Origin of the sequence: Mycolicibacterium sp. ND9-15 (assembly GCF_035918395.1) — a bacterium.
Lineage (GTDB): Bacteria > Actinomycetota > Actinomycetes > Mycobacteriales > Mycobacteriaceae > Mycobacterium.
This window is the reverse complement of the sequence record NZ_CP142362.1, coordinates 2151945-2178144: the sequence shown is the minus strand read 5'-3', so window position 1 is coordinate 2178144 and position 26200 is coordinate 2151945. Positions and strand designations below refer to the sequence as shown.

Here is a 26200-nt window from a genome sequence, read left to right as displayed (position 1 = left end):
TTGAGGCGGATCGTCGGTTACTTCGCTTCCGCCGATCTCCCCAATCCCGTGAATTGCTGGCAGAGGAATATCTGGGATCGGTGGGGTTCCCTCAGGAGGGCTTTCCATCAGAGCGTTACCACCGACGCCGGACATGTCGCTCGCAGGCGCAAGGGTAAAGCCGTTTTTCGTATGTCCGTTGTGAAGCAGAGAAAGCCCTGCGGGCGACGGTGGCGATTGGGCGGCGGGCGGGGACTCGCCAGAAATCTCAGATCCCGCTTCCGCGACTATCGATGCGTTCTGCCCCCGGATCGCCGCGATCCCCTCCGAGATGGCAGATCGCTTCGCGTCTTCCGGTATGTCCGGGTGCGACTGGATCCAGTCGAGGATCTTGTTAGCTACCTCGACATTGCTCGTGATCTGATTCTTCGCGGCGATAGTGGCCGCGACGCTCTTGTTGAAAAATCTGGTTACCGCATCTAGTTGCTCGTTCACCGACTCCAGGTCAATGATGCGCTTATCCAGAGACTTACTGGCTAGGCTCGCTGCGCTGCCGGACCAGAGTCCAATACCGCTGAAAAATCGCAGCCGCTCCTGCTTAGCCAACTCCAATTGAGAACTAACGGATTTTGATGCCGCATCGAATGCTTCCGCGCACGTCCGGAGGACATCTTCGTCGACCTCTGGCCACGCTGGCGGTGTAGTCAAGCCGTAAGGGTCGGGCGGCCTACCGATGCCCATTCACTAGTCCCCCGCAGCCTTACATGCATCGAAAATAGTATTAGTGAGGTCAACTGCGACCGCAGAGAGAAATGAGTCAGCCGGGGTGTAGTTCGGTAGCGCTTGCGCAAAGGCGTGGCGGTACTGAGAGGCGAGTAACGCGAAGTCCTGGAGTACTGCATTACTGCTCTTCCGACCTAGCTCTTCGACATCGCCAGCGAAAGTTTCGATGACTGATGCGAGGGTATCGCCTGTCGACCGCTGCTGCGGCGTCCATTGAGTCACGGGCTTTGCCGCATCTATCGTGGCCCATGATTTGGTATCGGTTCGGAATCTCATTAGAAGTGGTTCCCACTTCGGGCACGTGATATCGGGTGAGGATAAGAACCGCGACGGATTTCGAGGATCCTGTAACGGCGACAGTTCTGATGGCGGAGCGACTTCGGGTACCAGTGACGCCCATGCCTGAGCTGATCCGTAAGCGATTGTGGCGCAGATGTTTGCGATTGCCGATGAGATATCTGCAACGACGGTGGCTAAGTAATTGTCGAGCGGTTCGTAAGAAGCAATTGCATCGTCGTATGCACGTGCGTATGCAACAAACTGTTCATACAGTTGGCGCATTGCCCTATGCGGGGTTGTGCGGATCAAGCGCTCTGTCTGACGGGCGGCGACTAGCATCGCTTCCCCGACGGCTATGTGCTTGGCGCGCTGGTCAGCTGACCATTCTGAGCCAGGGATGGAACGGTCGATGCTTTCCCATCCGTTCCTCTCAGCGTCCGCGAGTCGCTTGTTTATCGGTCCCCATGCCGCACACGTCGGATCCTCAGTGATGATGTTCGCGGGACCCTTGTCGTCTGCACTCGCTAGGCCAAAGGTTTCACCCGGTTCTGTCGGCTCGTCATCGGATGTCACTGAAATCGTCACTGCCACAGTAATTCCGATGATGGCTAGCAGTGCCACTCCGCCGAGCATCCACTTCCATACGTTGCCGCGCTTCTTCGGCGGTTGACCCGGCCATTGCTGCTGGGGCCAGGGCGGTTGTTGCGGAGGAGGACCGTACGGCCCCGGATAGCCCTGCGGCGGATCAGGATTCCCGGGCGGCGGACCTCCCGGCGGCGGCGGAAAACTCACAGCGCGATCCCCGGTCCCTCCTCAGTCGAACGCGCCGAGCCCGGCGAAGATGAAGTCTCGGGTGCGCGTTCACCATTCGTGTCACCGGCCGCTGTCTGTTCCTGCGGGACCGACTCGCCTGACCGCCCCGGCTCTTCCGCCTTGCCCGCCGTTTCCGCCAGCGGGCCAACCTGCTGCACTGCTTGTTGCGCCCCTTGCGTCATTGCCTGTGGGATTGCCGCCGCCATGCCCGCCGCTTGCATCGGTGCCTGGGTCGCCTGCTGTGTCATCTGCGCGGGTATCTGAGTCATCGAGCCCATCTGACCAGCCTGCCGAGCTTCGCCCGCGACCGGCGAAGCAGTAGCACCCGATGATGAACCCGCGAAGCCAGCGGTTGCGCCGCCGCCCGGGCCGGCGGCATCGTCCAGCGCTTCGTCGCGCTTGAGAATTTCCTCGGCGATCTGCCGGTCAACCGCGTCGTAGGTGTTGGCCGCGTTCACCACCTTCTCCGCGTACCGAGTCAACTCATCCTTGGTGACCGGCAACTGCGCGATCACTGGGTCGACCACCTCGGCCACCTTGGCCGCGATCGCCGTCGACAGAGCATCGCCGCCTGCTGGACTGTGGGAGGCCGGCGGAGGGGGGATGGCACCCGCAAGAGCCTGCAGCCGCGCACCGGCCTCGCGCACAAGGCCGGTGTCAATTCGCAGCGTTTCAGTCATCGTCTCTCCGCATGTCGATCAGCTTCGCGCCGATCGATTGGCGCCCACCTCAGGCGTCACCCGGCAAATGCTACCTGACCAGCAATAGCGACGATCACGCCAATTATGTCCATTCCTTGTGCCGAACCCGGCGATATCCTCGCCGCTCGTCGGTAGCCGGATCGCCCCTGCCACGGCTGACGAGTTACTCGCACTCGGAGCGGCCCATCGGAGCCCTCCGCGGACAACCCACCACGGCGCTGCCACCAGCAAACAACATCGGCTGATTCTCCCCGCAACGCAGATCATCGGCCCGTAGCCGCTCGGCTATCGTTTCGCACGTGGCCGACCCCGACTCCAAGGCGCTCGACGTCCTTTTCAACCGCATCCTCCACACCGAGGACGATGCCCTGCGCGCCGCGCGCGAAGCCGGCGATACCGCAGGCATGCCCGCCATTGAGGTCTCCGGCCAGCACGGAAAGTTGCTTTACCTCCTGACGACGATGACGCGGGCCACCAGCGTCCTCGAGATCGGCACCCTCGCCGGTTACAGCACCATCAACCTCGCCCGCGGCGTCGGACCCAACGGTCACGTCGTCACACTCGAGTACGAACCTGAACACGCCGAAATAGCGCAGGAGAACTTTGTCCGCGCGGGCGTGCAGGACCGCATCGAGATCATCGTCGGGGCGGCACTCGACACGCTGCCGGTACTCGCCGAACGCGGCGAGATATTCGATCTGTTCTTCATCGATGCCGACAAGGAGAACAACGTCGCTTACGTCGAGTGGGCCATCAAGCTGGGCAGGCCCGGCTCGATCATCGTGGTGGACAACATCGCCCGGTTCGGTCGTGTACTCGACCCTGCCGCCGACGACCATCAGGCCCGCGCCGTACGGGACATGCTCGAAATGATGGGAGATCATCCCCAATTGGAAACCGCCGCTATACAGACAGTCGGCACCAAGGGCTGGGACGGCTTTGCGGTTGCCCGCATCGCCGGCTAGGTGTCGTGTACTGCCTCGGCTTGGAACGCGCACTTCGAACCGCTATCCGCACGTCGTGCGGGCGCACGACATCGAAGGCGCACGTCGCTGTCCGCTACGGAAATCGCTTGCCTGACGGCACTATCACCTCATAGCCGGACGACGGCTTTCCGACTCTCGAGATCTGCTGGCGCATTTGCGCTCGGGAGAGGACCCACCTCGCCGCGTTGTATGACCGGTTCAAGGACGGCTGATGTGACAACTGTGGTAGATAGAGTCGAGAGTTCTCCGCCCGCCGAGGGCTCCCGGCCGAAGGGGTCCTCGTCGAGCCAAAGACGTTGTCGCTCGCCGTGTTCACCGGTTGTACCGCACTGGCGCTCGCGCCGGTGGCCGGTGCCGACCGCGCTGAGCCCATCCCGATCTACGGCTACTACAACGCGTTGCTCGACCACTCGCGACAGACCTTCAACGGTCGACCGGCGTTCGCGGAAGCGGCCATGCAGTTGGGGCTGTTCACCACCAACTGCGACGTGAACGGGTGCGTCTCCCGGTGGCTGAGGGAAACCGGAATCACTCAAGATCCCCATGCGCCATCGCAATTCGAGTACCGGTGGAGAGATGATCGTTGGGAGTCCGCCGGCGAATATCCCTTCTACTGCGATCCCGACGGCAGCGGCGGCACGGTGACCACGCAGCGCTCGGACTGGCTCAAGCCGAACGGTGATGGCAGCTTCTCCGGTGAGCGGACCTTCACGGTGCCCGCACCGGGATGTCCGGGCCAGGGGCCAGGCACGTACTGGCTGCCGATTTCGCTGACTCCGACCGATCCGCGGCCACCCCGCTGAACGGCGAAACGTCAGCCGCAGACCGCGCCTACCGCCGCCGATCCGACCAGCTTGGTGTATTTGGCCAACACGCCGGTGGTGTAGCGCGGCGGTAGCGGCTCGAAACCTGCCTTGCGCGACTCGAACTCCGCCGGATCGACCAAGACGTCGAGCGTGCCATTCGCCACATCGAGGCGAATGCGATCGCCGTCCTTCAGGAACGCGATCGGGCCGCCGTCGACGGCTTCGGGCGCGACGTGTCCGACGCACAGCCCGGTGGTGCCTCCGGAGAACCGGCCGTCGGTCATCAACAGCACGTCCTTGCCCAGGCCCGCACCCTTGATGGCGCCGGTGATCGCCAGCATCTCGCGCATCCCCGGACCGCCCTTGGGGCCTTCGTAACGGATGACGACGACGTCGCCGGCCTGAATTGTGCCGTCCTCCAAGGCATCCAGAGCTGCCCGCTCACGCTCGAAAACCCTCGCAGTGCCTTCGAACACGTCCGAATCGAAGCCAGCCGACTTGACCACGGCTCCCTCCGGAGCCAGTGAGCCGTGCAGGATCGTGATGCCACCCGTCGGGTGGATGGGGTCGTTGAGTGCGCGCAGCACCTTGCCGTCGGGATCGGGCGGCGCGATGTGTGCGAGGTTCTCGGCCATGGTCTCGCCGGTGACCGTCAGGCAATCGCCGTGCATCAGACCGGCATCCAGCAGCGCCTTCATCGCGACAGGCACGCCGCCGATGTGGTCGACGTCGAACATCACGTGCTTGCCGAACGGTTTGACGTCGGCCAGATGCGGCACCTTGGCACCCACCCGGGTGAAGTCTTCGAGGGTCAGCTTGACGTTGGCCTCATGGGCGATCGCCAGCAGATGCAGGACGGCGTTGGTCGACCCGCCGAACGCCATCACCACCGCGATCGCGTTCTCGAACGCCTCCTTGGTGAGGATGTCGCGGGCGGTGATGCCGCGGCGCAGCAACTCCACGACGGCCTGACCGCTGCGACGCGCAAACCCGTCGCGTCGGCGGTCTGTGGCCGGAGGCGCGGCGCTGCCGGGCAGGGACATGCCCAACGCCTCTGCGGCGGAGGCCATCGTGTTCGCGGTGTACATGCCGCCGCAGGCGCCTTCGCCGGGGCAGATCGCGCGCTCGATCGCGTCGACGTCCTCTCGGGGCATCAGCCCGCGTGCGCACGCCCCGACCGCCTCAAACGCGTCGATGATCGTCACTTCGCGTTCGGTGCCGTCCGACAGCTTTGCCTTACCGGGCAGGATCGACCCGGCGTAGAGGAACACACTGGCGAGATCGAGCCGGGCGGCCGCCATCAGCATGCCGGGCAGGGACTTGTCGCATCCGGCCAGCAGCACGGAACCATCCAGGCGCTCGGCTTGCATCACCGTCTCGACGCTGTCGGCGATCACCTCGCGCGACACCAGTGAGAAGTGCATGCCCTCGTGGCCCATCGAGATGCCGTCGGACACCGAGATCGTGCCGAACTCCATCGGGAAGCCGCCGGCCGCGTGCACGCCGTCCTTGACGGCCTTGGCCAGTCGGTCCAGCGACAGGTTGCAGGGCGTGATCTCGTTCCACGACGAGCCGACGCCGATCTGCGGTTTGGCGAAGTCGTCGTCCTCCATGCCGACCGCGCGCAGCATCCCGCGGGCGGCGGCCTTCTCGAGGCCGTCGGTGACGTCCCGGCTTCGGGGTTTGATGTCGGGCTCCGCCCGACGGCGGGCTTCGGGGTCCGGAGTCTCTGAGGGCATCAAATGATTATGCCTGCGGCGTTTTCCCTCGGCCAAACCCTTATCCATACCCCGGAGGGGTATCTGGTAGGATCGGGCTCATGACGTCCCGGATCACTCGCCTTGCCGCTGTCCTGCTCGCCCTCGCCACTGCGTTGCTGCTGACATCCTGTACCAGTACTGCGTCGGACGACCACACCAATCACGAAAGTTCCGACGAGCCCGCCATCAGCGGCGAACCGGCCGGCTACAACGCCGATGACATCGCGTTCGCGACGAACATGATCCCGCACCACGAGCAAGCCGTCGAACTGTCGGCGATGGTCCCGGACCGGTCCGTGAATCCCGAGTTGAAGGCGCTTGCCGAGCAGATCTCCGCGGCACAGGAGCCCGAGATCCGCACCATGAAGGTGTTGCTCGTGCAGTGGAACGAGAACCCGGACGCCCGGGCCGGGCACGGCGGAGAAGAAGGACACGGCGGTGCGATGCAGGGGATGGTCGACGACGCGACCATGGCCAAACTCAAGTCGCTGTCGGGGGCCGAGTTCGACACTCTGTGGCTCGAGTCGATGATCAGCCACCACCAGGGGGCGATCGAGATGGCCCGAGCAGAGCTCGCCAACGGCGCGAACGTCGACGCCAAGCGGCTGGCGCAGACGATGGTCGACACACAGCAGGCCGAGATCGATCAGATGAACCAAATGCTGAGAGGCTGAAATGACTGCGGTGCACGGCTATTCACAGCAGAAGGAAAACTACGCCAAGCGGCTGCGCCGAATCGAGGGCCAGGTGCGCGGGATCGCGAAGATGATCGAGGACGACAAGTACTGCATCGACGTGCTCACTCAGATCAGCGCCGTCAACAACGCGCTGCAGTCCGTCGCGCTCGGTCTGCTCGATGAACATCTGAGCCATTGCGTGTCCCAAGCGGTCGCGGTGGGCGGTGAGCAGGCCGAGGTGAAACTGGCCGAGGCGTCCGCGGCCATCGCGCGCCTGGTGCGCTCCTAGTCGCCCAGCACCTCGTCGATACGCCTGACCTTCGCCGTCAGCTGGCCGGTGTGGCCGGGACGGATGTCGGCCTTGAGCACCAGGCTCACCCGGGGCGACGCCGCGGCGACCACCTCAACGGCCCGCTTCACGACGTCCATCACCTCGTCCCAGTCTCCTTCGAGGTTGGTGAACATCGCGTTGGTCTCATTCGGCAGCCCCGACTCACGGACCACCCTGACCGCTTGGGCGACCGCGTCGCCAACGCTGTCGTCTCCGCCCATCGGACTCACACTGAAGGCCACAATCATGGGACCAGCCTGCCACCGAAGCCGCTGCTGCGTTGTTAACGCTAGGCACCTGGAGGCCGATGAATACCCCAGGTCAGCGGTGTGGATTGAGCGCTCGCCCAAGTAGAGGGGGCGCTTGGACGCCGGAGTGTGCTCGGTGCGCTATGCCACACTGGTTGGAGATCTGCGACTGGGAGGTTATGTATGCGCAGGCCAAAGCGCAGCCGACTGCTCACTGCCATCGTGGCGGCGAGCCTGGTCGGCGGGATGGTGCTCACCAGCCCGTCAGCCCTGGCTCAACCCGGTGTGCCACCGCCACCGGTGCCCGTCGATCCGGCCGTCGCGCCGGGGCCGGCACTGCCGCCGCCCCCACCGGCCGATCCACTCGCGGCCCCGGCGGCGCCGCCCGGGCCGGCTCCGGCGGCCGAAGCGCCCCCGCCGCCACCATCGTCGAACCCGTTCTTCGCGCCGCCCGATCCGCTGGCGCAGCAGCAGCCGATCCCCGAGGGCACGCCGGCGGGCCAGAACCCGACGCCCTACGTTGGTGCGCCGGTGTTCGCGCCGCCGTCCTTCAACCCGACCAACGGTTCGATCGTCGGCGCCGCCAAACCGATCTACATCAACTTCCAGCGGCCGATCGCCAACCGCCAAATGGCTGAGCAAGCGATTCACATCTCATCGAACCCGCCGGTGCCCGGCCGGTTCTACTGGATCGATGACACCCAGGTGCGGTGGCGTCCGCAGGACTTCTGGCCCACGGGCACGGTGGTGAACATCGACGCTTCGGGTACCAAGTCCAGCTTCACGGTGCCGGAGCAGCTGGTCGCGACCATCGACAACTCGACGTTGCAGATGGAGATCCATCGCAACGGGGAGTTGGAGAAGACGTTCCCCGTTTCGATGGGCAAGAAGGGCCATGACACCAAGAACGGCACGTATTACGTGCTGGAGAAGTTCGCCGACATCGTGATGGACTCGTCCACCTACGGCGTGCCGGTGGATTCGCCGCAAGGTTACAAGCTCAAGGTGAAGGACGCCGTGCGCATCGACAACAGCGGCGTTTTCGTGCACAGCGCGCCCTGGTCCGTCGGATCTCAGGGCGAGAGCAACGTCAGCCATGGCTGCATCAACCTGAGCCCCGCCAACGCGAAGTGGTTCTTCGACAACTTCGGCAGTGGTGACGCGGTTGTCATCAAGGGCTCGACCGGGATCTACAACCAACCCGACGGCGCGTCGGACTGGCAGATGTTCTAAGCGATTTCGGTGCGCTAACGATCGTATAGCGACTGTTAGCGCACCGAAATCCCTAGTTCCAGATGCGCACCCGCCGCTGCGGGTCGAGGTAGAGCGCGTCGTCCTCGGTGACGTCGAATGCCTCGTAGAACGCGTCCAAGTTCCGGATCACGCCATTGCACCGGAACTCCGGCGGTGAGTGCGGGTCGATCGCCAGGCGTCGGATGGCTTCGGCGTCACGGGATTTCGTCCGCCATACCTGAGCCCAGCCGAAGAACACCCGCTGCTCGCCGGTCAGCCCGTCGAGCACCGGCGCCGGCTCGCCCTTGCGCGACAGCCGGTAGGCGAGCAACGCGATCGACAGCCCGCCGAGGTCGCCGATGTTCTCGCCGACGGTGAACGCGCCGTTGACGCGCTGCCCGTTGCTCAACTGACGAGGAACATACTCGTCGTACTGCTCGATCAATTTCTTGGTGCGAGCGCCGAACTCGGTACGATCCTCGTCGGTCCACCAGTCGACCAGGTTCCCGTCGCCGTCGTATTTGGCGCCCTGATCGTCGAAGCCGTGCCCGATTTCGTGGCCGATGACCGCGCCGATACCGCCGTAGTTGACCGCGTCGTCCGCGTCGGCGTCGAAGAACGGCGGCTGCAGAATCGCTGCCGGAAAGACGATCTCGTTCATACCCGGGTTGTAGTAGGCATTCACCGTCTGCGGCGTCATGAACCACTCGTCACGGTCGACCGGTCCGCCGAGCTTGGCCATCTCGCGGTCGTACCCGACGGTGTAACCGCGCCGGTAGTTGCCGTACAGGTCGTCGCGCTCGATCACCAGGCTCGAGTAGTCGCGCCACCTCTTCGGATATCCGATCTTGGGCGTGAACTTGTCGAGCTTGGCCAGCGCCTTCTCCCGGGTCTGCGGCGTCATCCAGTCCAGGGCGTTGATGCTGACGCGGTAGGCCTCGCGGATGTTGGCGACAAGTTCGTCCATCCGCTCCTTGGCGTGCGGCGGGAAATGTCGCTCCACGTAGAGCTTGCCGACGGCGTCGCCCATCAGGCTCTCCACCACCGACACCGCGCGCTTCCATCGATCGCGGATCGTCTCGGTGCCCGAGAGCCTGCGGCCGTAAAACGCGAAGTCCTCGGCGACCAGATCGTCGGTCAGCAGGGCTGCGCGGGCGTGGATGACCCGCCAGCGCAGCCAACGCTTCCAGTCTTCTAGATCGGAGCCCGCCCACGCCGCGGCGAACGTGGTGAGGTAATCCGGTTGCCGCACAACCACTTCGGCGGCCTTCTCCGGTGAGCCGCCCAGCTCGGTCACCCACCCGGCCCAATCGAAGCCCGGCGCCTCGGCGGGCAGGTCCGCGAGCTTGCGCAGGTTGTAGGTCAGGTCGGCGTCGCGGCGCTTGACGACATCCCAGTGCGCGGCGGCCAGTTTGGTCTCCAAGGCGACGATGCGCGCCGCGGTTTCCTCGTGCTCGCCGTCGGACCCGTATACGAGCCCGAACATCGCCGCGATGTGCTGCGGATAGGCAGCCAGGATCTCGGCGTGCTGCTCGTCGCGGTAGTACGACTCGTCGGGCAGGCCCAAACCAGACTGGTTCAGGTGCAAGAGATACCGGCTGGAGTCCTTGGAGTCGGTGTCGACGTAGACGCCCGTCGCACCGCCGACTCCGCTGCGCTGCAACGCCCCCATCACCCGCGCGAGCGCCTCGGAAGTGTCGGCCGCGTCGATGGCCGTCAACTCCTCGAGCAGCGGTTGCACACCGCGCGCGGCGACGGTTCGCTCGTCCATGAAACTGGCGTAGAGGTCGCCGATGCGTTGTTCGTCGGTGCCCTGTGCGGCGCCCGATGCCGCCGCTTCGATGATGAGGTCGCGCACGCGCTCTTCCGCTTGGTCGTAGAGCAATCGGAAGGCGCCGTCGGTGGCGCGGTCGCCGGGCATTTCGTAATCGGTCAACCAGCGGCCGTTCACATGGCCGAACAGGTCGTCTTGGGGGCGGGCGGCGGTGTCGATGTAGTTGAGGTCTATGCCGGATTTGGTTGCTTCTACGGTCACCCCACCAGGGTGCCAGAACGCGTCGACAGCTTCGCGTGCCGTTGCGGCACCGCCAGGCTCGCCAAGGTCTCGGCGATGCGGTCGAAAGCCTGTGTCGCGCGGATTTCGTGGCGCACGCGGTGGGCCGCGACGCCGTAGGAATCAGTGCTGAGGATTTCCTCGACAGCGCCGGCGATCGCGGCGCGGGTGGGCCGCGAGGTGCCCAGGTTGACGCCGGCACCGGCGTGCGCCACGCGGGCGGCCACCTCCGGTTTGTCGGCCGTACCGCCCGCGACGACGAGCGGCACACCATGCGAGAGCGCCTGATGCACACCGCCGTATCCGCCGTTGGTGAGCATCACGTCGACGTGCGGCAACAATTCCGCATAGGGCAGGAAGTCGGTGACGTAGGCATTGGCGGGCATGGGTCCCGGAAGCGCTGTACGGCCACGGCACCCGGTCGTCGCGAGCACCAGCAGATCGTCCCGATCGGAGAGGGCCTCGAGAGTCGGGATCAGCAACGCGTTGAGATCGTCGTTGTCCCATGTGCCCTGGGTGACGTGGACGACGGTGCGCAAGTCGTGGGCCGGATCCCACGGCAACCCGTGCCGGTCATCGGCGGTCTGCGGGACGACGGGGCCGGTGAATACGACGGTCGCGGGCAGGTCACTGCGCGGGTACTCCAGCGCGGGCACTGTGAACTGCAACAAGCGGTCGGCGAGCAGCGGCCAGTCCGTGAGAAACACCTGCGACGGCGGTGCATCGACGGTAGCGAGCGCGGCATTCAGATCGGCCTGCACGTCGCCGAACAGCACCCGATGCGTCACCCACGTCATCGACTCGTAGTTGACGTCCGAACGCGGTGCCCACGCCGTTCCGAACGGCGGTGCGTCGGCACTGGACACCGTCAAGGGGCCGACCCCGCACACCAGAATCCACGGCCGCGGCCGATGACCGGTCAACAGCGGTAGGACACCGGTGAACGCGACATCGCACAGCACCGCGTCAAACCGCTCCCGCTGCAGTGCCTTACGCAGCGCCCAGTACTGGGCCGGTAGCGGGTCGATGAACACCGAGCGCATTTCGGCACGGCCCCGGTACCACCGGTCCAAGAGCGCAGGCGCCCCGCGCAAGCCGCCGTCGAATCGTCGAGGGCGTGCCGTATCGGGAAGTTCCAGCGCTGACAGGTTCCGCTCGGCCATCTCGTTCCGGTGCTCGGCGCCGGTGAGGATGGTGACGCCGTGACCACGCTTTCTCAGGTCGGCGCCCACGCTGAGCAGTGGCATCACATGCCCCGGGATCGGGCTGGCGGCGATCAGGTAGTTGGCCACGTACCCCCGCTTCCCCGATCGGTAGCGCCCGAGGGCTGTGATGTCGGCCGCTCACGCCTGTCTGCACCTTAACCCGGTACCCTCACGCGCATGCCCGAGGACGAGCCCACCGCAATCGAGGGGGGCCCCGTCTTCACCAGCTTGGGCATCGCATCGGCAGTGCTGGGGCTGATCGCGGTCGTCGCGGTGGCGCTTGCTGCGCTGATCTGGACTCAGCACCGCGACGACACCGACGAACTGAGGTACCACGCCCGCGTCATGCAGACCGCTGCCGACTGGACCAGCGTATTGATCAACATGAACAAGGACACCGTCCAGGCCGACCTGATCCAGCTGCACGAAAACACCGTCGGTCAGCTCAACGCGGATTTCGACGCGGCCGTCGAGCCCTACCGCAAGCTCGTGCAGACGCTGCAGTCGCGGACCACCGGGCAGATCGACTCGGTCGCGGTCGAGTCGATCTATCACCCGCAGCCGGGCCCGGACGGCGCACGGCCGCAGCCACTGCAACCCGAGGTGTCGGAGTTCGCGTCACGAACCGACACCGTCATGGTGGTGGCGACGTCTATCAGCGAGAACGCCGGGAGGCAGGAGCCGCAGACGGTGCGCTGGGCGCTGCGGCTGGACGTCTCCGACGTGGACGGCAAGCTGATGATCTCGCGGTTGGAGCCGATCCGATGAGAAACGCCTGGCGGGTCGCCGTGTTCGACGTCGCCGCCCCGCTGGCGGCGATGGCCGCGTTGGTGTACATCGGGATGGCTTTGGCCTGGCCGCTGTGGTGGGTGTCGGTCTGTTCGGTGCTGTGCCTGCTCATCGTCCAGGGCGTCGTGGTGAACGTCGTGCTGGCGCGCCGCGATGCGGTGACTGTCGGCACTGACGACGACAGCCCGGGCCTGCGGCTGGGAGTGGTCGCGGTTGCGACGGCGGCGGTGGTGGCCGCGGTGCTCGTCGGCTACCTGAAGTGGACGGTGCCCGACCGCACGCTGCGCAACGACACCGCGGAGGTGGTGGGCATCGCAAGCAGTGTGGCCGAAGCCTCGGCCACATTCACCCCGCAGAGTCCCACCGCGTCGATCGACCGGGCGGCGGCGATGATGTCGCCGCAGCGCGCCCAGGCATTCAAGGACGAATTCTCCACGGTGGCAAAGGAGTTGACGAGCCGCAACGTGTCTGCGCAGGCGAGCACCGTCTCGGCGGGCGTCGAGGCGATCGGCCCGAGCGCAGCCAGCGTCGCGGTGATTCTGCACGGGACGCAGAACTCGCCGGGAAAGCCGCCCGACGCCGCGGTGCTCGCGCTGCGGATCGCGTTGTCCAAGGCCGACGGTCGTTGGTTGGTCGACGACGTGTCGCCGATCCACTCGCGCTGATCGGCTAACCGAGAAGGCGGGCGTGGTCGACCTTGATGCAGCGGTCCATCACGACCTGCAGTCCGGCCGCCTCGCCGTCGCGGGCGACCTGCTCGTCCCACAGGCCCTGCTGCAGCCAGAGCACCTTGGCGCCGACGGCAATGGTGTCGGCGAGCACCGCGGGCAGGTGCTCACGCCGGCGGAACACGTCGACGAGATCGGGTACGACGGGCAGCGCGGCCAGTGACGGGTGGACCGGGGTGCCCTCGATCTCGGTGACGGTCGGATTGACCAGGTACAACTCGTAATCGGCTGCGGCCTTCAGGTAGGTCCAGATCTCGTGACTGGCGCGGTGCGGGTTGGGCGATGCGCCGACGATCGCCACCGTGCGGGTCTCCCGCAGAATCTGCTCGAGGTCCATTCCCGGCGTATACCCAGCCGGTCAGCCGTCGGGCCGGCTCGAACGCATCCGGGCGAACCGCTCCGAGAGTCGCTTCATCCGCACCATCATCGAAGCCGACGGGCTGGTCCGGCCGCCGAGGAACGCCGCGAAGTCGTCGGCGCGCACCCCGATACGCGACGCGAACTCCTGCCGGCTCAGGCCGGAGTGCTCCAGAAGGGCGCGGATGTGGCGGGCCACCTCTTCACGCTCGTTGGCTTCCAGGTGTTCGCGGGTCCGGGTGAGTACCTCGGCGAGGGCCTTGGACACGCCGTACGGCCGTGCCGTGTCGAGGACCTCCTCGACCTGGCGGGCGGTCCGGCCGAACGGATCCCGCTTGATCGCCGCGACGATGCGCTGCCAGACGGCGAGGTCGTCGGTTTCCAGGGCCGCGCGGATTGCGGCGGTGGGCCAGAACTCGACAGGCCGGTCGTCGGGTGCCCGCTTCGGCGCGGGCGGCGCAGACGGCCGGTCCTCGGAGGGACCCTCGGGGCGGCGGGTATCCCGAATGTCGGGACTCACCGTCACCTCGCCTCCTCCAGCATCGCGATCGCCACCGACAGGCAGCGCTCTTGAACCTTGGCCCATTCCGCCTCCGCCTCAGGGCCCGACATCCAGGTGTCGTGCTCGTCGGAAGGTCGCGGGTCGGCCAGCCGCCGCACCAGCTGGGTCGCCACCCATTGCTTCCTTGACTGTTGACCAGAGTAGTACCGGTCCATCGCGGTCAGCACTTCCGCCGCGGTGCGCGTGTCCATGCAGTCGACGAGATCGGCGAACTCGGCGTAGTCGCGGGTGGAGTTCCGACACATCAGGAGATAGCTCTTCAGCCGTAACGTTTCCGCAGCCGTCGGAATCTGCAGCCGGTCACCGGTCGGCAGTTGGACGTTGGTGGTTTCCATCGGGCTGCGCCGTTGCATCGGTGCCTGCTCGCAGTCCGATGCGGTCTCGAGCGCGTCGAGGGCGACCGACAGCCGGCCCCGCCACATCGTCACCGGATGCACCGGCGGTGCGACGGTGGCCAGCGCCGTGGCGGTGCCGCCGTTGCGGTGGCCACGGTTGAGCCGTTCGACACTGCGCATCTTCACGGTCGGGGCGGCCCAGGCGCAGCCGCTGAAGGCGAGCGGGTCGGCAACCGTAACAGCTTGCGGCACAAGGGTCTTCAACTTGGCTGCCGACTTGACGACCGTGCGTAACTCGGCCCCAGTCGGGCACAGCGAGGAGAGGTCGTCGGGGATGATGATGAGGTCGGACAGTTCCACCTTGGGCAGCGGCTTCTCGAAGTCCACCGACGGCAGGATGCGGGCCAGCCAGCGGGGCAGCCACCAGTTCCACTCGTCGAACATCGCCATCAGCGCCGGCACCAGAACGAGGCGCACCACCGTCGCATCCACCGCGATCGCCACCGCGCACGCCACGCCGAGTTGGGCCACCAGCGGCATACCCGCGAACGCGAACCCGGTGAACACCGCGATCATGATCAGCGCCGCGCTGGTGATGGTTCTGGCGCTGGTGCTCACGCCGTAGGCCACCGCGTCGCGAGTGTTGCGGGTCTGCAGGAAGCGTTCCCGGATGCGGGTCAGCAGGAAGATCTCGTAGTCCATGGACAAGCCGAACGTCATCGCCAGCACCAGCGGTGGGATCGTGCTGTCCAGCGACGAGATCCGCTCGAAGCCCAGGTCCGCCAACCAGCCCCACTGGAAGACCGCGACGAGGCTGCCGTAGGCGGCCGCCACCGACAGGACGGTCATCAGAACGCCCTTGAGCGCAAGGACCACCGACCGGATCGCGATGAGAAGCATCAGGAATGCGATCAGCGCCACGAAGACGAACACCAGCGGCTGCTTGGCCGACACCTGGTCATCGAAGTCCTTGATCAGCGCGGTCGGACCGCCGACGTCGATGTGCACGTTCTGGGCCCCGGGCGTCTGCGGCAACTCCGCGCGCAGCCAGTCGACGGTTTCGCGCGCGCCCATGTCCTCCGGGTCAACCGACAGGACCGCCGACAGCAGCGCGTGCCGGTAGTCCTCGCCGAACGACGGCGGGGCGACCGAGACCACGTTCGGGCCCTGCGCCATGCGTTTGCGAAGCGCGTCGAGTACCGGTTCCTTGGCGGGCGCCGACGCGGCATTGCCATCGGGGAACGCCACCAGCACCCGCACCGGCCCCAGCGCACCGGGCCCCAGCGCTTCTGCCGCGGCATTGACGCCGCCGCGGATCTCGTGCGTCGGCTCGAACTGACGCTGCATGCTGTTGCCGAGCAACATCGAGAATGCGGGCGCGGCCAGCGTGATTAGGAGCGCCGCGGCGGCCAGTGCCGACAGCCACGGCCGGCGCATCACCCACCCGGTCCAGCGCGTCCAGAACCGGGACTGGGTGGCTTCCGACCTTCTGGACCAGTGCAGATACGACGAGCGTTTGGCCGCCGCCGTGCCGAACGTCGCGAGCACGGCCGGGGTGAGAGTGGTGGAGGTGAGGACCGCAATCGCGACGGCGAGGATGGCGCCGGTGGCCATCGACACCAGCACCGGGGTCTGGATCAGGTAGATCCCGGTCACCGACGCGATCACGGTCACCCCGGACAGCACCACCGCCAGCCCGGACGTGGCCATCGCGGCGTCCGCCGCCTGCTCCGGATCCCGGCCGGCGCGCAGTTCCTCCCGGAACCGCATGAGGATGAACAGCGAGTAGTCGATCGCCAGCGCAATGCCGAACATCGACACTGTCGACGTGACGAACACCGACATCGTCGTGAACATCGACAACAGATAGACCAGGCCCATCGTCACCACGACGGTGCAGATGCCCAACAGCAGCGGTATGGCCGCGGCGGCCAGCGACCCGAACACCGCGAGCAGGACGATCAGGACGATCGGCAGATTCCACTGCTCCGCCTGGGCGATGTCGTGTTTGGTGGCCTGGGCCGCGGCCGCACCCAGCGCGCCCTGGCCGATCACGTACAGCTTGACCCGGCCGTTCTCGATCTCGCCGGGGTCCTCGCCGTCGATGCCGACCTTCTGGCGGAGTTGTTTGGCGACGTCGACGGCGCCGGTGTTGTTGAAGTCCAGTTGCAGCGTGATGACGTAGGGCCGGTCGGGCTGGGGTGGCGGCTGTCCCCCTGCGCTGCGCGCGGGCGGCCCCCCCAGCGGGTTGGGGACGACCTTGACGCTGGGCACTTCGGCGGCGAGGCGTTCGAGGTGCGCGACGGCGTCGTTCATGTCCTGGTACGAGGCGTCGGCGCGAGGGGCGGCGACCAACGCCAGCGGTGAGGCCCCCTGATCAGGGAAATGCTGCTCCAGTTCGCGCTGCACCCGCAGGGACTGTGATCCTTCGACCTCGAATCCACCGCCGGTGAGTTGACCGGACTGGTGGAGTGCCAGCCAGATCGAGGGGACGAGCAGGAGAACCCATACGGCGAACACCGCCCAGCGATATCTGCGCAGTTTGCTGCTCAAGCGCAACATGAATTGCTGGATTGGATCCCCGCTTTCTGCCCGGCGTTTTGTAGCCGAAGCGTACAGCAGCATGCGGTAAGCTGCCGGATCCTTCAGCGTCCTCGACAAGGTCGCGAGAAAACTGCCAGCAACGCCTCAAGCTGTTCTAATCCATTCTCGCGACCGGATCGAACGGCGTTACCGCCAAAGCAGGTCGACCGGCGCTGCATTCGTTCCCGGGCTCGCTGAATTAGCGCCGCAGCGAGCCGGATGGCAGGATGGGCCTCGGCCGTTTTCGGCGTCGGGGACTGATCGCCGTCCATCGCGAGAGTATTTGCGGATCGGTCGAGATCGTTGAGATCGTCCGCGAATCGTTAGGAGTTTGTCCGTGAAAACGACCACCGGGCTGATACGTCGCGGCCTTTTCGCTGTGTTCGCTGCCTCCGCCGCGGGCGGTGCCGTGGTAGCTGCGCTGGCGATACCGGCCCAGCCGTTGCTGCCGTCGGCGACCGCGGCGCAGGATCCCTGCGCGGCCAGCGAAGTTGCCAGGACGATCGGCGAGGTAGCCAACTCGACCGGCGACTACCTCGACGCGCACCCGCAGACAAACCAGGCGTTGACGACGATCTCCAAGCAGCAGGCAGGGCCGCAGTCCTTGGTTGCGCTGAAAACCTACTTCGACGCCAACCCGCAAGTGGCCAAGGACATGCAGCAGTTGCAGCAGCCGCTGGCGGGCCTGTCGGGCAAGTGCAAACTGCCGCTCACGATGCCCCAACTGATGGGTCTGATGCAGGCCGCCCAGCAGGGCGGAGGCCTGCCCGGGAGTTTGCCGGCGCAGGCGCCGACCGCGGCTGGCCCGGGACAGTCCACTGCGGGCAGCACGGGACAGCCGCATGCGGCGTCCCCGGTTTCGCAGGGCAGCGCCTCGGCGCCCGGGTCGGCCATCGCCGGTCTGCCCTGACCGACGACGACGCGCAGCAACCCCCCGTATCGATCTGAGCTGCGGATTCGGAGTTTTCCGGGATTGGTTGACGGCAAGACAGGAAACTCTGCGGACATTCTGCTTAGCTTTTCTTCGTTGGTCCCAGTTGGTTTATGTCGGTAACCGCCACGGTTACGGCCACTCCACTTCCGATGAAGGAGCTCAACCATGTCTCTCTCGGCCCGTACTGCGCGACGCGCGGTAGCTGGCACCGTCGGCACTGGCGCGATTGCCGGTGCGATGTTCTTCGGCGCGATGCCACTGGCGGCTGCCGAGCCGCCGAATTGCACCGCGGCTGACCTCGCCGGTGTGGCGTCCGGCGTCTCGGCGGCGACTTCTGCCTACCTGTTCAGCCACCCGGACGTGAACTGGTTCTTCACCAGCCTCGAAGGCCTGCCGCGCGAAGAGGTGCGCGGCAAGGTGCAGGACTACCTGAACCAGAACCCTCAGATAAGGGCCGAGCTGACCGGGATTCGCCAGCCCCTGGTCGACATCAAGAACCGCTGCGGCGACACCGACGGCGACGGCATCGCCGACAGCTAAGCGTTTGGCGCCGGGGTCGCCCGCGCGACAGGAGGATGCGGGCACCCGGGTGCCTGACTGTCTCAGCGACGGGTCGTGAGGCGGATCCCGACACGCCAGCCGAGTAACAGGACGGCGGTCGAAATCGACGCCACCACAATAAAGCTCGGCGCGGCGCCGGCTGACGTCAGTTTGCGCAGCAGCATTCCCACCACGATCGTGCACACCCACACCACGACCCCGGTCGGGATCAGCGCGTAGGGCCGTCGCCAACCGAGCGACGCCGCCCAACCGATCGCGGCGCCGGCCACGAACGGCCACGCCGTCTCGGCGACACCGGCGAGGTTCACGCCTTCGGCGTGGCTGCGCCGGCCGACCGCGGCGAACACGATCAGGCACGCCACGTCGGTTGCCAGTGCGGTCAGTGCCGCACGGGTCCGTTCCCCGCTATCGGTAGGCATCGGTCATCACATCCGATTGCAATGGCATAACGGCCTTTTCGTCACGTAGGGCGAATCACGGCTGTCGCTCGCATGTGTCGGGGTCGAGGTCCGTCTCGGTGCGGAACATGAACAAGAACACCACCCATCCGATCCCGGCGATGAGGATCCAGCTGATCAACCGGAAGATGAGCATCGCGGAAATCGCCGATGCCAGGGTCATCCCCCCCGACACCAGGCCGGGTACCAGCACCGCCTCGACCACCAGTAACCCGCCGGGCATCAACGGGATTGACCCGACCGCGCGGGCCGCGACATAGGCGACGACAACCCCGAGCAACGAGGGCCGCCCGCCGGCGGCATAGCAGGCGAACAGCAACGTTCCCACGCCCGTCACGAGGGTGAACATCGACCAGACGAACGCCACGCTGAGTTGGCTGCGGCTCAGCTTCACCGACTCGAGCTGCGCCAGCGTCTCGCGCCACTTGGCCAACCCGTTGTGGGATGGCTTGGCTCGCAGGTAGTTCACCCACGACAGCACCCGCACACCGGTGCCGTCGAGCAGATCCGGCCGGGAGGCCACCGCCTGCGCCAGCACGATCAGCATGATGAATCCGGTCAGCGTGAAGATCAGCGAGAACGGATTGTGCTTGGCGCCGAGGAAGAACGCGCTGCCCAGCCCCAGCAGCGCCAGGCTGATCACCTGCAGCGCTCCTGACATCACGAGCTGCCAGGAGGCGATGACCGGTGTCGCACCCCAGAGCCGCTGCTGGCGGTAGATGAACGTGGCCGACAACACCGGACCACCGGGGAGCGTCGTGCTCAGCGAGTTGCCGGCGTAAAACGCCGCCTGCGAATGCCACTGCCGCACAGGCACTTCCGCCGACCGCAGGAGCTTGCGCTGAATGTCACCGAAGAAGTGCATGGACGCCAGCGCGGTGCCGACCGCCGCCAGCACCCACCACCAGTCGGCGGAATAGAGGCTGTGCCAGGCCTTTGCGAGCTGATCCCACACCAGACCCAGTTCGACGGTCAGCACGACGGCCGCTGCGGCGAGAACCACCCACCGCAGCCACCGGAACTTGCTGCGTGTGCCCCGACCTTGGCTGCGGGGTGCACTCGCAGGCGCGTCGTGGGCCACGGGATCAGGGTAGTGCGTGGCCCGGCCGTTTCCCGAGAACCGGCCGCCGGACGGGCAGGCCGTTACGCTATCGGGATGCCAGGGGGCAGTTCTATCGATGACGAGGCGGTCTCGCCGCTCGTTCGCAAGGCCGCTGCATGGTCATGGCGACTGCTGGTGATCTTCGCCGCCGTGGTCGTCCTGCTGTGGACGGTCAAGCGACTGGAGATCATCGTCGTGCCGGTGGCGATTGCCACGATGCTGGCCGCGCTGCTGATGCCGGCGGTCGACTTCCTGGACCGCCGCGGTGCGCCGCGCGGTGGTGCGGTGGCGCTGATGCTGCTCAGCGGTTTCGCCGTGGTCGGCGGCATCCTCGCGTTCGTCGTCAGCCAATTCATCGAGGGCGCACCGGAGTTGACCGAGCAGGTCAGCCGCAGCATCGACGGTGTGCGCAGCTGGTTGATCGACGGGCCGCTGGGGCTGAGCCGCGAGCAGATCGAGCGCTCGGGCGACGCCGCGATAGAGGCCCTCCGGGACAACCAGGAGAGGCTGACCACCGGCGCGTTGTCGACGGCGGGCACGGTCACCGAGATCGTCACCGGCGCCCTGCTGGTCCTGTTCACCTTGATCTTCCTGCTACAGGGCGGACGCAACATCTACGCGTTCGTCACCAAGATCTTCCCCGCGAACGTGCGCGAACGGGTGCGCGACGCGGGCCGGGCGGGGTTTCACTCGCTGGTCGGTTACATCAGGGCGACGTTCCTGGTCGCGCTCGTCGACGCGGTCGGCATCGGTACCGGCCTGGCCATCATGGGGGTGCCGCTGGCGTTGCCGTTGGCGTCGCTGGTGTTCCTCGGCGCGTTCGTTCCGCTGGTCGGCGCCGTCGTCGCCGGTTTCCTCGCGGTGGTCGTCGCGCTGATCGCCAAGGGCGTGATCTATGCGCTGATCACGCTCGGTCTGATCATCGCGGTGCAGCAACTGGAAGGCCATGTGCTGCAGCCGCTGGTGATGGGCCGGGCGGTGTCGATCCATCCGCTGGCGATCGTGCTGGTGATCGCCGGCGGCGGCGTGCTTGCGGGGATCGTGGGCGCGTTGCTCGCGGTGCCGACGTTGGCGTTCCTCAACAGTGCGATCCGGGTGCTGACCGCACCGGACCCCGACGCCGAGGCGGCGGCTTTGGAGGTCGACGACGGCCCGCTGGTCAGGGCCGAGGCCGACGAGGTCCCGGACTCCTGAGCGCGTGTCGCGCGCAGCGTCGGAAAGACCACTTGAGCCCGACGGGCGAAGTCCGTCATCAACCCGACTCTCGGGGTTCGGCCTGAACGGTTACAGGCGGCCTTCTCGGCGCAGCAGGTCCTGCGCACTCAGGCCCCCGCGGCGCTGACGTTCCTCGTCCTCACGGGTGTTGAGCTTCTCGGTTGCCGCCTCGGCGTCGTCGCCTTGCTTACCTTGGGTAGGGATGGCGGTCGTCGCGTCGGGGTCGTGCGGCTGTGACCGCGGCGTCGGGATCGCCATGGTCGGCTCGTTGTTGCCCGGGCTTCCCACGGGCATCGCCCTGGTCGGTTCGGCCGACGGCCGTTGCGGTGTCGGCGGCGTGCCGGTGCCCCGCAACTCACCCAGCCACGACTCGATCTCGCGTTCCTCCCGCGCTGGCCGCACCCTGTCTTCAGGTGAGGTCCGCGGGGCGGGCGGCCGGGCAGCCTGCCGCGCCGACGCGGCGGCGTGGCTCACCGCGTTGCGCACGGCGTTCTTGGCCATCGACAGTCGCGTGGTCTGCGGCTCGTCAGCGGCGGGAGGTTTGGCGGCACTGGGTATGCGCGTCGTACCCGCAACCGACGGAGCATTCGCCCGCGGCTGTGCCGCGACCCGCGTAGCGCCGGGACGCGACGTCCCTTCGACGGCGGGATGCGTCGGATCGTGCGGCGGGTGTGGCCGCTCGGATGGGCGAGGCGGTACGGGCGCACCCGCACCCACTAACGCCTCGGGGTTCGCCTCATGCTGTTGGCTGGGCCCACGCACCGCGGGCCGCTTACGCTCGTCGGGCAGTTCGGTTTCGCCCAATCCCAGCCGTTCCTGGATGCGTTTCATCCACCTCGGCGCCCACCAGCAGTCGTCGCCGAGCAGTTTCATCACCGACGGCACCAGGAACATGCGGACCACGGTCGCGTCGAGAAGCAACGCGATCAGCAGGCCGAACGCCAGGTACTTCATCATCACCAGATCGGAGAACACGAACGCGCCGGCGACCACAGCGAGCACCAGCGCGGCACCGGTGATCAACCGGCCGGTGGTGGCGGTGCCGATGCGGATGGCTTCGGCGGTCGACATGCCGCGCTCGCGCGCCTCCACCATGCGGGAGACCAAGAACACCTCGTAGTCGGTCGACAGACCCCAGATCACCGCGATGATCAAGCCGATCATCGGCGCCATCAGCGGCTGCGGGGTGTAGTTCATCAGACCCGAGCCGTGCCCGACGACGAACATCCACGTCAGTATGCCCATCGTCGAGCCCAGCGTGAGCGCGCTCATCACCGCGGCCTTGATCGGTAGCACCACCGATCCGAACGCCAGGAACATCAGGATCGTCGTCGTGACGATCAGCAGGGTCACCATCAGCGGCAGCTTGTCGAAGAGACTGTGAATGCTGTCCTGCTCCAAAGCCGGTGTGCCGCCGATACTCATCGTGATCCCACGGGGCGGAGTCAGCTCGCGCAACTCGCTGAGTTTCTTGGCCGCGTCGTTGCGGTTCTCCAGACCGTTCTGGATCACCCGCACCGACGGATCCTTCGATCCGCCCTCCTGAACGGACCGCTCCTGCCACATCTTCGACGGATCCCCGTCGGCATCGATGAAGCCGGGCACCGTCATCGCCTTGTTGCGCACCTCGGCGATCTGCTGGTCGGTGATCGGCTCGCCGTCCTCGCGTTCCATCACGATCGTCAACGGCTCGGTGCGGAAGCCGGGGAAGGCCTTGTCGAACTCCTCCTGCGCCAGCCGGACCGGGTTGTCCGGCGGCAGGTACTTCTCGCTGATGCCGCCCAGCGAGAGCTGGCCGAGCGGAATGATCAGCAGGATCATCACGATGACGATCGGAGTGGCGAATGCGATGGGCCGCTTCATCACCCGGTTGACCAGCTTGCCCCAGAAGCCCTTCTCGACTTCGGCGCGGGTCTTGGTCTTCTGCGTCTTCTCCGACAGCCACTCCAGGTACACCCGCATCGGCTTCCAGTTACGGAAGAACGGCACCTTCAGCAGGGTGCGCACCCCGAGTGCGTCGACGTTGGGACCGAGGATGGCCAGCGCCGCGGCGAGCACGGTGATGGACAGGATCGCCGCGAGCATGACCGAGGCGATGATCGCGTAGGTGATCGACTTGAGGAAGCCCTGGGGGAACAGCAGCAGCGGAACCGACGAGGCCACCAGGATGACCGCGGAGAACATGATCGTGCGGCCGGAGGTCATCACGGTGCGCCGCACCGCGGCCTCGGTGTCGTAGCCCTCGGCGATCTCTTCCCGGAACCGGCTGACCATGAACAGGCCGTAGTCGACCGCGATGCCGAGGCCCATCAGCGTCACCACCGGCTGGGCGAAGAAGTGCACCGGCATGAACTCGGCGAGCAGGCGCATGATGCCGAGCGCACCGGCGATGGTCAGACCGCCGATGATGCCCGGCAGGGCGGCGGCGACCACGCCGCCGAACACGAAGAACAGCACCACGCACACCAGCGGGATGGCCGCGACCTCGGCCCGTCGCTGGTCCTCGCCGATGCTGCCGGTCAGCTCGCTGGCCAGCGGGTTGAGCCCGGCCAATTCGATGTTGCCGCCGTTGATCTGCTGCAGATCGGGTTCGACTGTCTGGTAGTTCTTCAGTATTTCGTCGTCGGTGTCACCTTTGAGCGGAATGCTGACGAACGTCTTGGACAGGTCGCCGGTCTTCATCTGCTGGACGGTTTCGCTCGCGGCGTCGGGTGCGCGCAGCCAGCCGACCCAGCTCACCACCTGGTCCGGATGGTCCTCGACGAAGGCGTCGAGTTCGCCGACGACGTCTCGCTGCCACTGCGGGTTGTCGACCTTCTCGCCGTCAGGCGGGGTCAGTATCGCGACGACGTGGCTGGTGCGGTCGCGACCGTAGACCTCGTCACCGACCACGGACGCGTGCACCGACTCGCTGCCATCGTCATAGAAGCCGCTCTGGGTGACGTGGCTGCCGAGGCTGATCCCGTAGATGCCGCCACCGAGGCAGAGCGCGACCATGACGCCGATGACGATGTACCTGTACTGGTACACCGTTCGACCCCACCAGGCGAACACGTAAGCTCCTTACTCGGTTTCTTCTCAGTAGTCGATGTCGACCTCGCGCAGTTCAGCTGCTGACCCGCGAGGTCAATAGCGAGGACAGCGGCCGGAACGGCTGCAACCATGCCCCCTGCTCGGGTAGCGAATCGAGGCCGATTCGCGGTAGCGGCTCCCGGAACACACCAGGGATGTCCTCCAGGTCGACGAACTCCAAGGTATCCGACGCTAGCGCCCAGCTGGCATGTTCGCGAAATCCGAGTACCTGGACCGGAACGCCGTCGCGGGCGATCTCCTCCAGCGGCTGCTTGAACGCCTGGCCGTCGGCCGAGGCCACCATCACGGCCGCTAGGCCCTCGCTGCGGCGCAGCGCGATGTGACCGAGCATGTCGGTATCGACATCGCTGTCCTCGTCGATCTTCGGTTTCGCGAAGACCGCGAAGCCCACGTTACGCAAGGCTTCCACCCACGGCCGGACGACATCGGCGCTGCCGGGCGCGATGTTGGTGAAGACCGTGGCCTCCGGCTCGAGCGTGACGTCCGGCCTCGCGGACGACAACTCGGCCGTCCGTGCCAGCAGCCATCGGCCCAGCGCATCGAACCGCGGGCGGTGCGCGGCGGTTGGCCGGCCCCCGAGGATCGAACCGAGACCCATGTCGAGGTTGGGGGCGTCCCAGACGAGCAGCACGCGGGCCGTCTGATCGTCCGGTGCCAGCGGGGATGCTTCGGGTGGCGCGAGCTGCCCAGCGAGTTGCCCGATGTCTTCTGTGAGGCTCATGACTTCTCCCACAGCAGTTCGGCGACGGCGCTGCCGGCGTGCTGCGCCTTGCCCTCGTACTTGGTGACCGGCCGCTCGACCGAGATCGGCAGGGGATCGGTCGGACTGACCCGACGCAGCCGCGGTTCGGCGTCACCCACCTCGGCGATCTGCTCGGCGTAACCGGCGTGGTCCGTCGCCGCGTGGAAGATGCCGCCGGGCCGCAGCCGGTCGGCGATCAAAGCGACGGTGGCCGGTTGCAGCAGTCGACGCTTGTGGTGGCGGGCTTTGGGCCACGGGTCCGGGAAGAACACCCGCACACCGGTCAGCGTGTCCGGTCCGAACATGTGCTGCAGCACGTCCACGCCATCGCCGCGGACCAGCCGGATGTTCGGCACTTCCTCGCGGTCGATGGCGGACAGCAGCTGGGCCAGCCCGCGCCGATACACCTCGACCGCGACGACGTCGAGGTGGGGTTCGGCCTTGGCCATCGCGAGGGTCGAGGTCCCGGCCCCGCAGCCGATCTCCAGCACCACGGGCGCCGACCGGCCGAACCACGCATCGCTGTCCAGCAGGGGGGCCGGCTCGCCACCGTCGCGCGCATGCATGCCGATCTCCGGCCAGAGCCGGTCCCATGTTGCCTGCTGAGCGGACGACAGCGTGGTGCGCCTGGTGCGGAAGCTGGTGACCCGGGGATAGCGGTGCTGCTCGGTGGGGACTCCAGGCCCCGATGCCGACCCCGTGGCGACGTCGGACCCGGGCAGCTGCATTCGTCCATGGTGTCTCATCGGGAGACGAGTACCCGCATCGTGGTGCAGATTGATACCCAACAGTTGCCTTCGGCTGGTATTGGCGGTTGTCCCCAGGAGGCGACACGGCCACTCGCACCACGCGGACCGAGGTGTCACGATCGTCACAGGGAGGCCGGT

24 protein-coding genes are annotated in these 26200 nt (G+C 66.5%); 10 read left to right on the top strand and 14 right to left on the bottom strand.

Annotated elements, in window-relative coordinates; all coding sequences use genetic code 11:
- Positions 1 to 723: 723 nt before the first annotated feature.
- Positions 724 to 1674, bottom strand: a complete 951-nt coding sequence (locus QGN32_RS24355) for an ESX-1 system-associated protein (protein WP_500862308.1) — start codon at positions 1672 to 1674, stop codon at positions 724 to 726.
- Positions 1675 to 1829: 155 nt separating this feature from the next.
- Complete coding sequence (locus QGN32_RS10610) at positions 1830 to 2534, bottom strand: type VII secretion target (RefSeq protein ID WP_326548518.1); 705 nt, start codon at positions 2532 to 2534, stop codon at positions 1830 to 1832.
- Positions 2535 to 2854: 320 nt separating this feature from the next.
- Here QGN32_RS10610 and QGN32_RS10605 point away from each other — a divergent pair, with 320 nt between their 5' ends.
- Together QGN32_RS10605 and QGN32_RS10600 are read left to right on the top strand one after the other, a co-directional pair.
- On the top strand, positions 2855 to 3520 hold the full coding sequence (locus tag QGN32_RS10605; protein WP_326548517.1) for an O-methyltransferase: 666 nt from the start codon (positions 2855 to 2857) through the stop codon (positions 3518 to 3520).
- 317 nt (positions 3521 to 3837) lie between these two features.
- A complete protein-coding gene (locus QGN32_RS10600; RefSeq protein WP_500862307.1) occupies positions 3838 to 4344 on the top strand; it encodes an MBOE_33420 family protein in 507 nt (168 codons plus the stop codon).
- 11 nt (positions 4345 to 4355) lie between these two features.
- Here the strand turns inward: QGN32_RS10600 and ilvD are convergent, their stop codons facing one another.
- Positions 4356 to 6086, bottom strand: a complete 1731-nt coding sequence (ilvD, locus tag QGN32_RS10595) for a dihydroxy-acid dehydratase (RefSeq protein ID WP_326548516.1) — start codon at positions 6084 to 6086, stop codon at positions 4356 to 4358.
- An 80-nt stretch (positions 6087 to 6166) separates the two neighbouring features.
- Between ilvD and QGN32_RS10590 the strand changes: the two genes are divergently transcribed.
- Together QGN32_RS10590 and ricR are read left to right on the top strand one after the other, a co-directional pair.
- The gene (locus QGN32_RS10590; RefSeq protein WP_326548515.1) at positions 6167 to 6781 is read left to right on the top strand and encodes a DUF305 domain-containing protein; all 615 of its coding nucleotides are present in this window, start codon (positions 6167 to 6169) and stop codon (positions 6779 to 6781) included.
- A gap of 1 nt (position 6782) precedes the next feature.
- Positions 6783 to 7073 (top strand): copper-sensing transcriptional repressor RicR, encoded by a 291-nt coding sequence (gene ricR, locus QGN32_RS10585; RefSeq protein WP_326548514.1) that lies wholly within the window; start codon positions 6783 to 6785, stop codon positions 7071 to 7073.
- Here ricR and QGN32_RS10580 read toward each other — a convergent pair.
- Entirely contained in the window at positions 7070 to 7363 is a 294-nt protein-coding gene (locus QGN32_RS10580; protein WP_326548513.1) for an MTH1187 family thiamine-binding protein, read from the bottom strand. The genes ricR and QGN32_RS10580 overlap by 4 nt on opposite strands.
- A 183-nt stretch (positions 7364 to 7546) precedes the next feature.
- On the opposite strand from QGN32_RS10580, the gene QGN32_RS10575 reads away from it, so the two are divergent.
- A complete protein-coding gene (locus tag QGN32_RS10575) occupies positions 7547 to 8596 on the top strand; it encodes a L,D-transpeptidase (RefSeq protein WP_326548512.1) in 1050 nt (349 codons plus the stop codon).
- Positions 8597 to 8648: 52 nt separating this feature from the next.
- Here QGN32_RS10575 and QGN32_RS10570 read toward each other — a convergent pair whose 3' ends face one another.
- On the bottom strand, positions 8649 to 10631 hold the full coding sequence (locus QGN32_RS10570) for a M13 family metallopeptidase (protein ID WP_326548511.1): 1983 nt from the start codon (positions 10629 to 10631) through the stop codon (positions 8649 to 8651).
- The gene (locus QGN32_RS10565) at positions 10628 to 11941 is read right to left on the bottom strand and encodes a glycosyltransferase (protein ID WP_326548510.1); all 1314 of its coding nucleotides are present in this window, start codon (positions 11939 to 11941) and stop codon (positions 10628 to 10630) included. The genes QGN32_RS10570 and QGN32_RS10565 overlap by 4 nt, the downstream gene beginning before the upstream one ends.
- A gap of 90 nt (positions 11942 to 12031) precedes the next feature.
- Between QGN32_RS10565 and QGN32_RS10560 the strand changes: the two genes are divergently transcribed.
- Positions 12032 to 12622 (top strand): Rv1363c family protein, encoded by a 591-nt coding sequence (locus QGN32_RS10560; protein WP_326548509.1) that lies wholly within the window; start codon positions 12032 to 12034, stop codon positions 12620 to 12622.
- On the top strand, positions 12619 to 13308 hold the full coding sequence (locus tag QGN32_RS10555) for a hypothetical protein (protein WP_326548508.1): 690 nt from the start codon (positions 12619 to 12621) through the stop codon (positions 13306 to 13308). Before QGN32_RS10560 ends, QGN32_RS10555 begins: the two co-directional genes overlap by 4 nt.
- Before the next feature lie 4 nt (positions 13309 to 13312).
- Here the strand turns inward: QGN32_RS10555 and QGN32_RS10550 are convergent, their stop codons facing one another.
- From QGN32_RS10550 to QGN32_RS10540, 3 genes are read right to left on the bottom strand one after another with little or no spacing between them, the layout of a single operon-like run.
- Complete coding sequence (locus QGN32_RS10550) at positions 13313 to 13708, bottom strand: CoA-binding protein (RefSeq protein WP_326548507.1); 396 nt, start codon at positions 13706 to 13708, stop codon at positions 13313 to 13315.
- Between the two features lie 21 nt (positions 13709 to 13729).
- Entirely contained in the window at positions 13730 to 14254 is a 525-nt protein-coding gene (locus QGN32_RS10545) for an XRE family transcriptional regulator (RefSeq protein ID WP_326548506.1), read from the bottom strand.
- Positions 14251 to 17187: an MMPL family transporter gene (locus QGN32_RS10540; protein WP_326548505.1), complete on the bottom strand. Its 2937-nt coding sequence runs from the start codon at positions 17185 to 17187 to the stop codon at positions 14251 to 14253. Before QGN32_RS10540 ends, QGN32_RS10545 begins: the two co-directional genes overlap by 4 nt.
- 358 nt (positions 17188 to 17545) lie before the next feature.
- On the opposite strand from QGN32_RS10540, the gene QGN32_RS10535 reads away from it, so the two are divergent.
- The gene (locus tag QGN32_RS10535) at positions 17546 to 18118 is read left to right on the top strand and encodes a hemophore (protein ID WP_326548504.1); all 573 of its coding nucleotides are present in this window, start codon (positions 17546 to 17548) and stop codon (positions 18116 to 18118) included.
- Positions 18119 to 18307: 189 nt separating this feature from the next.
- Positions 18308 to 18682, top strand: coding sequence for a heme-binding protein (locus QGN32_RS10530; protein WP_326548503.1), 375 nt, complete (start codon positions 18308 to 18310; stop codon positions 18680 to 18682).
- 62 nt (positions 18683 to 18744) lie between these two features.
- Here the strand turns inward: QGN32_RS10530 and QGN32_RS10525 are convergent, their stop codons facing one another.
- Both QGN32_RS10525 and QGN32_RS10520 read right to left on the bottom strand, forming a co-directional pair.
- Positions 18745 to 19122, bottom strand: a complete 378-nt coding sequence (locus QGN32_RS10525; RefSeq protein ID WP_326548502.1) for a DUF3054 domain-containing protein — start codon at positions 19120 to 19122, stop codon at positions 18745 to 18747.
- A 55-nt stretch (positions 19123 to 19177) separates the two neighbouring features.
- Positions 19178 to 20242, bottom strand: a complete 1065-nt coding sequence (locus QGN32_RS10520) for a lysylphosphatidylglycerol synthase transmembrane domain-containing protein (protein ID WP_326548501.1) — start codon at positions 20240 to 20242, stop codon at positions 19178 to 19180.
- A 75-nt stretch (positions 20243 to 20317) separates the two neighbouring features.
- Here QGN32_RS10520 and QGN32_RS10515 point away from each other — a divergent pair, with 75 nt between their 5' ends.
- The gene (locus tag QGN32_RS10515) at positions 20318 to 21457 is read left to right on the top strand and encodes an AI-2E family transporter (RefSeq protein WP_326548500.1); all 1140 of its coding nucleotides are present in this window, start codon (positions 20318 to 20320) and stop codon (positions 21455 to 21457) included.
- Positions 21458 to 21547: 90 nt separating this feature from the next.
- On the opposite strand, the gene mmpL3 is transcribed toward QGN32_RS10515, so the two are convergent.
- From mmpL3 to trmB, 3 genes are read right to left on the bottom strand one after another with little or no spacing between them, the layout of a single operon-like run.
- A complete protein-coding gene (gene mmpL3, locus QGN32_RS10510) occupies positions 21548 to 24532 on the bottom strand; it encodes a trehalose monomycolate exporter MmpL3 (RefSeq protein WP_326548499.1) in 2985 nt (994 codons plus the stop codon).
- Between the two features lie 52 nt (positions 24533 to 24584).
- Positions 24585 to 25292 (bottom strand): NYN domain-containing protein, encoded by a 708-nt coding sequence (locus QGN32_RS10505; RefSeq protein WP_326548498.1) that lies wholly within the window; start codon positions 25290 to 25292, stop codon positions 24585 to 24587.
- Positions 25289 to 26041, bottom strand: a complete 753-nt coding sequence (gene trmB / locus QGN32_RS10500; RefSeq protein ID WP_326548497.1) for a tRNA (guanosine(46)-N7)-methyltransferase TrmB — start codon at positions 26039 to 26041, stop codon at positions 25289 to 25291. The genes QGN32_RS10505 and trmB overlap by 4 nt, the downstream gene beginning before the upstream one ends.
- Between the last annotated feature and the right edge of the window lie 159 nt (positions 26042 to 26200).